The organism is Pseudomonas lini (assembly GCF_030812475.1).
Lineage (GTDB): Bacteria > Pseudomonadota > Gammaproteobacteria > Pseudomonadales > Pseudomonadaceae > Aquipseudomonas > Aquipseudomonas lini_A.
On record NZ_JAUSSR010000026.1, the window covers coordinates 33,802 to 45,796 of the forward strand.

Sequence of the window (11,995 nt, forward strand, 5' to 3'; positions counted from 1 at the left end):
TGCCTGCCTCTCATTTACCGGGTGGCCTGTTTGGCCACTAGGGCAGCAACGCTGCCACCTGAACCCTGCAATACTCCGCGCTCGCCACCCACCAGCAGCCGCGAGCCGACCATCGTCGCCGAGGTCAACGTACCGAGCCCTGCCAGGCGTTCGACACCCACCAGCGCGCCCTGAGCATCCAGGCGCACTACCGAGCTGCCGGCGCCTACGATCACCAGCCCCGAGTGATCGGGCAGCACCACATGGCCGTACAACGGCAGCTGGTTGCCCACGTTGATCCGGGTCCAGCTCTCGCCGAAGTCGTGGCTGACGAACACATGCCCGCGCATACCGTAGGTCACCCAGTTATCCGCGCTCAGACGCACGATGCCGAACAGCGAGCCACTGTAGAACGCCGGCAAGGTCTGCCAGTGCTGACCGGCATCGGCCGTGCGCAGCATCAGGCCCTGCTCCCCCACCAGCATGCGCCGGCCATCGTCGCCACCGGCCATGCTGTTGAGGTGCGCGCTGTCGATGTCCAGGGACTGCGGCGTCCAGGTTTGCCCGGCATCGACGGATTGATAGAACTTGCCGAAGCTGCCGAACGCCATGACGTTGTCGCCACCGCCGGTCCAGATGCCGAGCAGCGGTTCGCCCAGATCGGCGTCGTAACGTATTTCCTGCCAACTGCTGCCGGCGTCTATCGAACGCAGGATCCAGCCGTCATGCCCGACGGCGAGCAAGCGCTTGTCGTCCAGTGCCACGACGGCAGTCAGGGTGGCATTGCGCTGCGTGGCGACGCTGGCTGGTTGCCAGCTGACGCCCTGATCGTCGCTGAGCAGAATGCTGCCGCGCTCACCCACGGCTACCACGCGCGTGCCCAGATTGAGCAGGCCGTTGATCTGCACCCGGTCCGGGCGTGTGGCCAACAGTTCCGCTTGCGGCGGGGATTTTGGGGAAAAGGTGTAGCCGATGGTCAAGGCGACCACCAGGCAAACCGCGTAGCCGATCACAGAGCGCATGAGTAATGCTCCTGTCTAAGGCACGTGTGCATGGGGCAAGTCATAGGGCCGATCCTCTTGTTCTTGTCAGGCGCCAGGGCATGCGAGGCAATCGAGATGGCTTGCCTCTGAGGGGATAGTCGGCGCAAGGCGCGGGGTGACACATCGTCCAAATGGCTTATGCATTGGCGCAAATGGCACAGGACGGGGATGTGTGTGCGACGCAGAGATTTGTAGGAGCGAGGCTTGCCCGCGAACCAGGCACTGCGGTTTATCTGAAACACCGCGTTATCGATCTTCGCCGGCAAGCCTGGCTCCTACAGGCGAACCAGACGCCGCGGTGTCTCAGGTACACCGCGTCATCGTTCTTCGCCTGTAGGAGCGAGGCTTGCCCGCGAACAGGGGCGGGGCGATCAGGCGATGTAGAGGATCACCAGTTCGTTGATCACCGACGGCCGGTCCTGGCCCACGACATGGATATTGAGTTCCAGGGTCAGTTGGGTGCCGCGCGCTGACACCTCGACTTTTTTCACCCGGGCCCGCGAATGGATCCGCGAACCGGCCGGCACTGGCGCCGGGAAGCGCAAGCGATCGGAGCCGTAGTTGATCTGGGTGGTGTAGCCGCTGACCTCGAAGCCCAGCGCCAGTTTCATCCGCGACTGCAGCACCTGGACCAGCGCGCCATGGGCGATGGTGCCGCCGAACGGGCTTTGCAGGCGCGCCCGCTCCGGATCGGTATGGATCCAGTAATCATCGCCCGACAACTGGGCAAAGGCGTCGATCAATGCCTGATCGACCAGCACCACGTTGCTCCAGTCGCTGAACTGCTCGCTGACCAGGGCCTGCAAGGCCGGCCCATCGTTGAGGTCGATCTGCCGGACGGGCGATTGCTGCGACACGACAGGCGCCGGTTCGCTGTCCAGCGCGGGCAGAGATTCAAGGCCCACCGCATCCTTGTCCACCCCGGTAAAACGCAGCAGGCGGTTGCCCTTGGCGTCGACTTCGGCGAACACCGGCTGCAATGGCATGCCGATGCGTATTTCGGCTTCATCAAGCCCCACCAGGTTGGTATTGATGCGCACCCCTTGGGCCAACTCGACCACCGCCAGTTTCTGCGGCATTTCATCGATAAAATCGGGCAAGGTGGCAATGCGCGTCACGGTGTAGCTGTACAGCGTCGCGGTGCCGTCGACTTCGCGCCAGGCCAGGTCATGTTCCAGGCACACCGTGCAATGCCGGCGCGGGTAGAAGTTCCAGTGCGCACAGGCGTTGCATTGCTGGATCAACAGGCGGCGAGCCTTCAGGCCCTCCCAGAACGGTGCGGAAATCTGCGTCGCCACCGGCATCGGTTTGTTGTTGGACATGTGCTTATGCTCCCTGAAGTATCAATGCGCCCTGCTCGCTCATCACGCCGCCGGTGCCGGAGACGTAGACGCTGTCACAGCGCCCCAGTTGACGCTCACCGGCAGTGCCGGCGATCTGCGTCACCGCCTCGATCACCTGGCTCATGCCACCGGCCGAGGCCGACTGACCGAAACTGAGTTGCCCGCCATGGGTGTTCATAGGGAAATCGCCACGCCAGGTCAGGTCGTGTTCGCGCACGAACGCCATGCCCTCGCCCTTGCCACAGAAACCGGCATCTTCCAGGGTCAGCAAGGTGGTGATGGTGTAGCAGTCGTAGATCTGCGCGGCATCGACGTCCTTGGGCTTGAGCCCGGCCATCGCAAAGGCCCGCTGGGAAGCAGGACCAATCGGCGTGTTCAGCATGTCTTCGGCATAGGACGGCGACTTGAACGCCAGGTGTTCGCCAAACCCGGTAATGAAGGCCGGACGCTTGCGGGACCGTGCCGCCACTTCCTTGTTGGTGATGATCATCGCGGCGCCACCGGCCACCGGCATGACGATTTCCAGGACGTGCAACGGGTCGGCGACCATTTTGCTGGCCAGTACCTGTTCGATGGTCAACGGCTGGCCGTAGAACATCGCCTGCGGATTGGCCAGGGCGTTGGTGCGCTGGTCGACGGCGATCTTGGCCATCGCCCGCTGGTCGTAGTCATACTGTGCGGCATATCGCTGGGCGATCATCGCGTAGCCGGTGTTCTGGCCCATGTGCCCGTAAGGCAGGTCGAACTCGGCCTCGGGCGCGCCGAACGCTGTGCTGTGTCCACCGAAACGCATGGACCGGGCCATCCAGCCGGGGTCCTCGTCAGGACCCAACGGTGCCATGCGCGCCGGGATGACGCATAGCACGGCCTGGCACAGCCCCAGTTCGATGGCCGCGGCCGCGCGCCAGACCATGCCCACCGATGTGCAGCCGCCCAGGTCGACCACTTCGGCGAAGTTCAGGCGCAGGCCCAGGTACTCGGCGGCCATCGCCGGTACGAACACCGAGGCTTCATGAAAATGCGGGCCGTTGATCACCAGCCCATCGAGGTCCGAGGCCTTGAGCCCGGCATCGCGCAGGGCCTGGGCCGCCAGGTCGGCAACTTGCTCAAGGTGGAACATCTTGGGCGCGGTCGCGTATTTTTCCGGTTTGTATTGTGCGGTGCCAACAATGGCCGCATGCCCTTTGAGCCCCATAGTGCCTCCATGCCGAAGCGTTACGCTGCGGCGATTTCCAGGTTGTGTTGAAGGTCCGGGTACGTCAGACGATCCGGACCTTGCGAAGTCGATCAGAAGGTGTATTTCATCGAGAACGTGGCGTAGTCGCGGTCGGCGAACGGACGGTTGACCGGGTCCGCGTCACCCAGGTAGCTGATGTACTTCAAGCCGAGTTCCAGGTTGCCCAGGTACTTGAAGGTCGTGCCCGCGCTCAGGCGTCGGTCGCCGGCGACGCCGGAGATACTGCCGGCCATGGGCGTGGAGCCGCTGAAGACGTTGGAGAAGCTGAAGGGGACTTCCAGATCCCAGCCCTGGAAAACTCCCGGATAACTGAACGATGCGCCCACGGTGTAGGCGCTGGAAGACTTGGTGCGGAAGCCCGCGGCTGTGCTGTAGGTATAGTCATCGGAAGACGCCACTAGAGGTGCCAGGGAAGGCAACAGGTTCACGCCTTGCAGGTTGGGCGCCGCCGAAGCGGATTCGACGCTGTCGACCTGCACGCGAATGATTTCGGCAGTCAGGCTGGTCTGGCTGGCCCAGGGACGGTTCCCCAGGATACGGATCGCCGACAACTGCATTTGCTGGCCCTTGCCTTTGGCCGGCACCGCGCCAAGGCCGGTATTGACCATCACCGGCGCACCGTCGCGGTACGACCATTCGGCGCCGACCTGGGTGTCGCCGATCTTGGTCGAGGCGCTGATGCCGGTCAGCTTGATGTCTTCGAAGTACTTGATCCGGTAACCATTGCTGACGAAGGCGTTGAGGCCACCGCCCACTGGGAGCGGGTCGTAGCCGACCAGGGCGGTGGCCGGGTTCTTGTCGTGGTAGTTGACGTGAAACAGCGACAGCTCGATGGCCGGTACTGGGCGGTAGCGCATCTGCACACCCCACTGGCCGCCATCGCGCGGTTCGTCGGTGCCACGGTAAGCGATCTTCTGGCCATTGGCGTAGATGAACTCGCGACCGGGGCCAACCACGTCGCTGCTCGACAGGTAGCTACCCACCGGCGGTAGTTCGGTGCCCTTCCATTCGTATTGCACGTATGCACCGAAGGTCAGCTGGGGATTCAGTCGGAACGAGCCGGAGAACTGGCCCACCGGCAAGAGTATTTCCTTGACCTCGACACCCGGCTGGGACGCTTTTACCGCGTCAGACGGGTTCTGTACGCCGTTCACACCCGGGTAGAACAGACTCTCGCCCCAGGATTCGATGTGACGCCCGGCCTTGACGTCCAGCATGGTGTCGTTGTCAAAGCGCCAGCCGCTGAACACATAGGCATCCAGCAGTTTGCTGCGACCGCCACTGTAATAACGGGTGTCACTGGTGAACTCGTCGTTGCTGCCGTTTTTGTTCACGGTGGCGGGCGAATCGTTATCGTTGCCGCTGTGGTAGACGTCGTCGTAGAAGGTACTGCCGCGCACCACGGCGCCGTAGTTGTCCTTACGCAGGATCATTTCCGCCAGCGCGCCCACGCGGTTGGTGGTGAGGCTGCCACTGTCGAAGTTGCGGTTGGCATCGTCGGCGTTGACCGTCAGCAGGCGATCGCTCTGACTGCCGGTGCGCACACCAATGCCGTAGCTGGTAGTCACCGACCAGTCGATGGTCGCGCCGTTGTCGAACTCGAAGGTTTCACCGGCCCATACCGGCGTGGACACCAGCGCAATCGCCGCCGCCAGGCCGCTGACCTGAAAGGCGCTCGAAACCATGACCGTAGAGTTATTTTTGTTGTTGATCACACTGATTCTCCTCAAGGGCAACCGGTTGGTTGCCTGGAATGTTCAACACTGCTGCCGTGCCATCCGCTCAAAACACGTTGAGCGGAGTAACAGCGCACGCTCCCCTTACAGCACGCCGGTAGCGAAAACACCCCCGGTCCTCTTCCCGCGCAAGCGACCCTTCGGCCACCAGGTAGTTGGCATGGGCCAACGTTTCGCCCAGCGCCATCAGTTCGTCGAAACGACCCGACAACCTGGGAAACAACACGGCCATCAGTTCGAGCACGGTGCGCGGCTCGTCACAGTTGGCCAGCATCTGCGCCAGATGCCCCCGGTGATGGGCGTCCAGCTGATCCAGGCGCTGATGCAAATTGAAAAACGGCCGCTCGTGCGCCGGCAGCACCAGCACGCTGTCGGGCAAGCTGCGCAAATGCTCGATGGAATCGAGCCAGTCGCGCAGCGGATTGGCCAATGGCTCCGTGGCATGCACGCCGACGGTGGAGGTGATGCGCGGCAGCACCTGGTCGCCGGAGATCAGCAAGCCGTCATCGGCGGCATACAGACAGGCATGTTCCGGCGAGTGGCCGCGGCCGATGACCACCTGCCAGGTGCGGCCACCGATATTCAGGAGGCTGCCCTCGCGCAAACGGCGGTAATGGTTCAGCGGCGCGGGCAGAAAATGGGCATTGCTCATCACCGCGAACATCTCGGTGCTTTGCTCGTCAACCACGCCGGCCTTGCGGTAGAAGTCGAGGAAGTCCCAGCCCGGTGGTTGACCGGCGGGAAACTTGAGGTGCAGCGACTGGAACTCGCTGGCGGTCATGTACACCGGGCATTGAAAGCGCTCCGAAAGCCATGCGGCCACCCCGGCATGATCGGAGTGAAAGTGGGTGCAGACCACTGCCAGCAGCGGCAGGCCGGCACACACTTCCTTCAGTACCCGGTCCCAGACTTCGCGGGTCTGCTCGGTGTTCATGCCGGTGTCCACCACCACCCAGCCGTCGGTGTGGCGCAGCAGATAGAGGTTGATGTGGTCCAGGCGAAACGGCAGCGGCATACGCAACCACCAGACACCTGGCGCCACTTCGCGCACCTGTCCGGAATCAGGCGCCTGGGGCCATGGATACCGCAGGCCGCCGCGCAGTTCGTGACCGTTGTCGTCGAGATCAGCCATGGTCGGCCACCACGAATGGCGACAGGCCGGCCCGCGCCAGGGCCTCTGCCGAATAAGGCACATAGGTGCGGGCGTGCTCGTCGCGAATTAACAGCGGATCGCTGCAACGGGACGGACAGTAGCCCTGGCGCTGCAGATCCACCTTGCGCAGCTTGAAGCTGGCCGTCAGGTCTGCCGACTGGGTGACCCGTACGAACACCGGGGCTGCATAGCGCGGCAGGCGCGCTTCGGTGAGGGCGTACAGGGCGGCCGGATCAAACGCCCGGCCCTCCTGCATCAGCACCGCGGCCATGCCGGCGCGTCCTTCATGGCCCGGTACCTGGACGCCATAGATGTTGATCAGTTCCAGGCCCGACAGATCGCTCAGCGCGTCCGCCACTTCCTGGGTCGACACGTTCTCGCTCTTCCAGCGGTAGGTATCGCCGATGCGGTCGACGAAGTAGCAGTAACCGTCGGCGTCCTCGCGCAGCAAGTCGCCGGAGCTCCAGTAGGCATCACCCTCGCGAAACACATTGCGGCGGATTTTGCTCTCGGTGGCCTCGCTTGAGGTGTAGCCCTCGAAACGTCCGCCACCGATCTCAGGGTGATCGACGATAAAGCCCATCGCCTCGCCAATCTCGCCCACTTTGCAAACTTGGTAGTAACCGTTTTCGTCCCGTGGGTGACAGTCGTTTTCGATGTCGTACCGCACCAGCCGCAGGTTGGTTTTGTTCCAGTCCGGCACGCGGCCGCAAGAGCCGAAATAGTTGTCGACGTTGATTACCGTGGTATTGGCCTCGGTGGCGCCCCAACCCTCGAACACCTGGATCGGACCGAAGCGCTCCAGCCAGCGCTGCCAGGAGTCCGGTGACAACCCGGCGCCGAGCATGCAGCGCAGACTGTGCTCGCGCTCACCCGCGTGCAGCGGCTGATTGAGCAGGTAGCGGCAGATCTCACCGATATACTGGAAGATGCTGATCTGATGACGCGCGACGTCCTTCCAGAACTCTCGCACGCTGAACTTGCGGCGCACCACGATGGCAGCACCCACCCGCAGCGCGGTGGAGGTCACCGACGTGGCAGCGGCGCCGTGGTACAGCGGCAGGCAGCAATAGAACACATCCTCGCAAGTGGCTTGCAGGGTGGTTTCCATCACATCGCCCGAGGACATCCAGCGCATGTGGCTGTAGCGCGCCGCCTTGGGCAAGCCGGTGGTGCCCGAGGTAAAAATCAACAGGGTTGGCGTCTGGGCATCGATGTGCGCGCGGATATCGCGGGGAAACGGTGTGCGCGGGGCTTTCTCCAGGCGCGCATCGAAATGCCCGTCGATGCCCTTGGGCAGCGGCCCTGTCCAGGGATTTTCCGCGTCGCGTATCAGCCAGCATGGCAGGTCCGGAAAGCCTTCGGTGGCCTGCACATTGGCCAGGCATTCTTCACCGATCACCAACGCCTTGGCATCGGTGGTTTGCAACGCATGCAGCAGCGGGCGGCCGCTGACCTGAGTGTTGATGAACGCCACCACGACCCCGAGCTTGACCAGGCCGAACCAGGTGCAAAAAAACGCCGGGCGGTTTTCCATGGACAGGGCACAGACATCGCCGGCGCGCAGGCCGTTGGCATAAAACGTGTGAGCCATCTGATTGGCCCGCGCATCGACCTCAAAATAGCTCAGGGTCTGTTCGCCGTAGATCAGGAACGGGCGCTCACCCTGTTCATGTGCCTGATGTTCCAGGCGGTCGGCCAGGGTGTAGAGGTCGCCCGGCTTGATCTTCCCGGCAGCGGCAGCGCGCTGGTCAAGCAGCGCCTGGGTCTGTTCCCGTGACACCGGTTGGGTCGGCAGGACGCCGGTCAAGTCGTTCAGATTCATTGCGCCACCTCTTGGGCGATTACTTGATAGGCGGGGTAATCCGAGTAGCCAGCCGAGCCCGGCGTGTAGAGGGTCTTGCGGTCGAAGCGGCTCAGTGGGAGGCCACGCTTCAAGCGATCCACCAGATCGGGGTTGGCAATAAAGTGACGAGCAAACGACACGGCAGCCCCCTCGCCCGACGCGAGAGCGGCACTGGCCGAAGGACCGTCGAAACCATCGTTGAGAATCAACGCATGAGGACTGTGTTGACGCGCCAGGGCGAAGGCATTGAGGTCTGCCAATGGCGAGCGCATGATGTGCAGGTAAGCCAGGTCCAACGGCGCTACGGCTTCACACAAGGCGGCCGCCGTGGCAGCCGGATCCTGGTCGTCGATGTCGTTGTAGGGATTGCCGGGGCACAGGCGAAAGCCGACGCGTCCGGCGCCGATCGCGCTGGCCATGGCCTCGATCACTTCCTTGGCAAAACGCACCCGCCCCGCCACATCACCGCCGTAGGCATCGTTGCGCTGATTGCTGCCAGAGGCCATGAATTGCATCGGCAGATAACCGCTGGTGCAGTGCAGCTCGACACCGTCGAAGCCTGCCAGGCGCGCATTCAATGCGGCCTGGCGATAGTTTTCGATGGCCTCGTCAATACCCTGAAGGCTCAGCGCCTGTGGCTCGTCGGTATCGACCAGGCCCGCGGCGTCACTGAACACCTGGGTCCGCGCACGCAACGCCGAAGGTGCCACCGTCGCAGCGCCTGCCGGTTTGTTGTGCTGGCTGGCCGCGCGGCCGACGTGCATCAGTTGCAGGACGATGCACCCGCCCTCGGCATGCACGGCCTCGGTGACCCGTTGCCATCCGGCGATCTGTTCGCTGCTGTAAATGGCCGGGGTCCGGCAATAGCCCAGGCCACTCGCGGACGGCGCGGTGCCCTCGGCCACGATCAACCCGGCACTGGCACGCTGACGATAGTACTCGACCATCTCGCTACCGGGTACTGCATCGGCAAGGGCACGGCTGCGGGTCATGGGCGCCATGACAATGCGATTGGCCAGTTGCAGCTCGCCCAGGGTGACCGGCTCGAACAAGACGCTCATTTCAATTCCTCAGCTTTTTTGTTTTCAGGCTGTCGAATCGCTTGCCGCAGCTTGGGCAAGCACTGACACGCCAGCGAATATGGGCTGAATGATTGACGTTGAACGCGAGCGAAACATCGTCCGACAAGACTAGGTTCACTATCGACAAGGCGATCCCGATACCGCATCGTTTGTACGCACGTAGGAGCCAGGCTTGCCGGCGAACAGGACGACGCGGTGCATCTGAAACACCGCTTGCGGGAACGGCAAAGATGGTCTGAACGGACGATGAAAAAAAACCGCGACAAGCCGAACATCGCGGCAACCAGAACAAAACCGGGAGCACCCGCAGTGAACCAATCCCCCGTGACATGGCGAACGCACTACGCGTTGTTCGTGCTCGCCAGCATCTATGTGTTCAACTACATCGACCGCCAGTTGATGGCAATCCTGATCGAGCCGGTGAAGCTCGAATTCGGCATTTCCGATACCGGCATCGGCCTGCTGTCGGGGGTGACCTTCGCCGTGTTCTACACTGTGTTCGGCTTCCCGCTGGGGCGCCTGTCGGACCGCATCGGACGCAAGCCGGTGATCGCCTTCAGCTGCATTGCCTGGAGCCTGATGACCATGCTCTGCGGCATGGCCGGCAGCTTTTTGACCCTGGTTCTGGCACGGGTCGGCGTGGCCGTTGGCGAGGCTGGCGGTACGGCGCCGTCGGTGGCCATGGTCTCGGATTTATACCCGGCGAACCGCCGTTCCACTGCCCTGTCAGTGCTGATGCTCGGTTCCAGCCTGGGAGCGATCGTTGGCCTGGGCCTGGGCGGCTGGATCGCCCAGCACCACGGTTGGCGCTACGCGTTCTTGCTTATCGGCGCGCCCGGCATCTTCCTTGGCCTGCTTCTGCTGCTGACCGTGCGGGCGCCCAAGCGCGCAGTGCCGCTGAGCAACGTCGCGGCGCAACAGGATGGCTGGCTCAAGACCCTCGTCGAGCTGTTTCGCATGCCCTCGTTCCTGTGGCTGGTACTCACCGGCGGCGCGGCGGCGATTGCCGGCTACGCCATCGGCACCTGGAGCCCGAGCTTCCTGATCCGTTCCCACGGCCTCAACCTGCAAGAAGCCGGATTCCTGGTGGGCGTGGTGGGCGGTACCGGTGCGACCGTCGGCACCCTGATGTGCGGCATGCTCACCGACCGCATGGCGCGGCGCGATGTCGGCTGGCAAATCGGCGTGCCCCTCCTGGGCACGTTGATCAGCATCCCGTTCGCCCTGGCGTACTTCCTCTGGCCCCAGGGCCTGGCGTTCCATATCGGCAGCATCGCGGTGCCACAGGCGTTCCTGTTCTACAGCGCCTTCGCCTTCTTCGGTGTGTGGTGGGCAACACCGTGCCTGAGCGCCATTACCCACCTGTTCCCGGCCACGCGACTGGCCCAGGCCACGGCGATTTTCGTCATGTCCATGACCCTGCTGGGCGTCGGTGTCGGGCCGCTGTTCGTAGGCATGCTCAGCGACTTCTTCGTGCCGACCCTGGGCAGTGAATCCCTGCGCTATGCCCTGGCTTCGTCGGTGTCAATGCTGGTGCTGGCCAGCGTGTTCCTGACCCTGGCGCTGCCGCGTTACCGCCACCACATGAAGAGCCCCGCCCCGCTGCTCGCACCGAACCAGGCCGCGACTGCCTGACCCTCTCCCCCACACCACTGCGCCGCTGGAACCTTGTCAGGTTCCAGCGGTTTTTTTTGAGGATCACCATGACTACCAGCGCCGTACAGATCAGCAACCTGCTCTACCGTTACGCCGAATGCCTGGACAGCGGCCAACTGGTCGAGGCCGCCGAGCTGTTTCGTCATGCCCGCATCAAGGTGCAAAGCCAGGGCGACTTCCTTGATCACACAGCCCTGCTGGGCATCTGGCAACAGCGAATCAAGCTCTACCCCTGCGGCACGCCCCGCACCAGACACGTCATCAGCAACCCCATCATCGACATCGACGTAGCCGCGGGAATCGCGACGGTTCGCTCCTGCTACACCGTGCTTCAGGCCACCGACACCCTGCCCCTGCAACCCATCGCCGCCGGGCGCTACTTTGATGAATTCGAGTGTGTCGGCGGGATTTGGCGGTTCAGCTTTCGTGATTATTCGCACTTGGAGATGATCGGGGACGTGACGGGGCATTTGTTGATGTAGGAGGGAGTGGGCGGCGTTCAGGCTTGCCCGCGAAGAACGATAACGCGGTGCAACAGATACACCGCCGCGCCCGGTTCGCCTGTAGGAGCGAGGCTTGCCCGCGAAGAACGATAACGCGGTGCGACAGATACACCGCAGCGCCCGGTTCGCCTGTAGGAGCGAGGCTTGCCCGCGAAGAACGATAACGCGGTGCGACAGGTACACCGCAGTGCCCGGTTCGCCGGCAAGCCTGGCTCCTACAGGCGAAGAACGATAACGCGGTGCAACAGGTAAACCGCAGCGCCCGGTTCGCCGGCAAGCCTGGCTCCTACAGCGAAGAACGATAACGCCGTGCGGCAGATACACCGCAGCGCCCGGTTCGCCGGCAAGCCTGGCTCCTACAGCGAAGAACGATAACGCCGTGCGGCAGATACACCGCAGCGCCCGGTTCGCCGGCAA

General features: G+C 63.3%; 9 protein-coding genes. 2 read left to right on the top strand and 7 right to left on the bottom strand.

Features of this window, described 5'->3' with window-relative positions; genetic code table 11:
- Nucleotides 1-14: 14 nt before the first annotated feature.
- From J2W17_RS30605 to J2W17_RS30635, 7 genes are all read right to left on the bottom strand, one after another.
- On the bottom strand, nt 15-1,001 hold the full coding sequence (locus J2W17_RS30605) for a WD40/YVTN/BNR-like repeat-containing protein (RefSeq protein ID WP_307343978.1): 987 nt from the start codon (nt 999-1,001) through the stop codon (nt 15-17).
- A gap of 392 nt (nt 1,002-1,393) precedes the next feature.
- On the bottom strand, nt 1,394-2,344 hold the full coding sequence (locus tag J2W17_RS30610) for a bifunctional OB-fold nucleic acid binding domain-containing protein/MaoC family dehydratase (RefSeq protein WP_307343981.1): 951 nt from the start codon (nt 2,342-2,344) through the stop codon (nt 1,394-1,396).
- Between the two features lie 4 nt (nt 2,345-2,348).
- Nucleotides 2,349-3,560 carry a thiolase family protein gene (locus J2W17_RS30615; RefSeq protein ID WP_307343984.1) on the bottom strand — a complete coding sequence of 404 codons (1,212 nt, stop codon included), beginning with the start codon at nt 3,558-3,560 and terminating at the stop codon, nt 2,349-2,351.
- A gap of 92 nt (nt 3,561-3,652) precedes the next feature.
- Nucleotides 3,653-5,317 (bottom strand): DUF1302 domain-containing protein, encoded by a 1,665-nt coding sequence (locus J2W17_RS30620; protein ID WP_373460070.1) that lies wholly within the window; start codon nt 5,315-5,317, stop codon nt 3,653-3,655.
- A gap of 67 nt (nt 5,318-5,384) precedes the next feature.
- A complete protein-coding gene (locus J2W17_RS30625) occupies nt 5,385-6,470 on the bottom strand; it encodes an MBL fold metallo-hydrolase (protein ID WP_307343987.1) in 1,086 nt (361 codons plus the stop codon).
- Nucleotides 6,463-8,316 (bottom strand): long-chain-acyl-CoA synthetase, encoded by a 1,854-nt coding sequence (locus J2W17_RS30630; RefSeq protein ID WP_307343990.1) that lies wholly within the window; start codon nt 8,314-8,316, stop codon nt 6,463-6,465. The genes J2W17_RS30625 and J2W17_RS30630 overlap by 8 nt, the downstream gene beginning before the upstream one ends.
- Nucleotides 8,313-9,398: an alkene reductase gene (locus J2W17_RS30635; RefSeq protein ID WP_307343993.1), complete on the bottom strand. Its 1,086-nt coding sequence runs from the start codon at nt 9,396-9,398 to the stop codon at nt 8,313-8,315. The genes J2W17_RS30630 and J2W17_RS30635 overlap by 4 nt, the downstream gene beginning before the upstream one ends.
- Nucleotides 9,399-9,728: 330 nt before the next feature.
- Here J2W17_RS30635 and J2W17_RS30640 point away from each other — a divergent pair, with 330 nt between their 5' ends.
- Nucleotides 9,729-11,054: a spinster family MFS transporter gene (locus J2W17_RS30640; RefSeq protein WP_307343996.1), complete on the top strand. Its 1,326-nt coding sequence runs from the start codon at nt 9,729-9,731 to the stop codon at nt 11,052-11,054.
- 68 nt (nt 11,055-11,122) lie between these two features.
- Nucleotides 11,123-11,557, top strand: a complete 435-nt coding sequence (locus J2W17_RS30645) for a nuclear transport factor 2 family protein (RefSeq protein ID WP_307343999.1) — start codon at nt 11,123-11,125, stop codon at nt 11,555-11,557.
- Nucleotides 11,558-11,995: the final 438 nt, after the last annotated feature.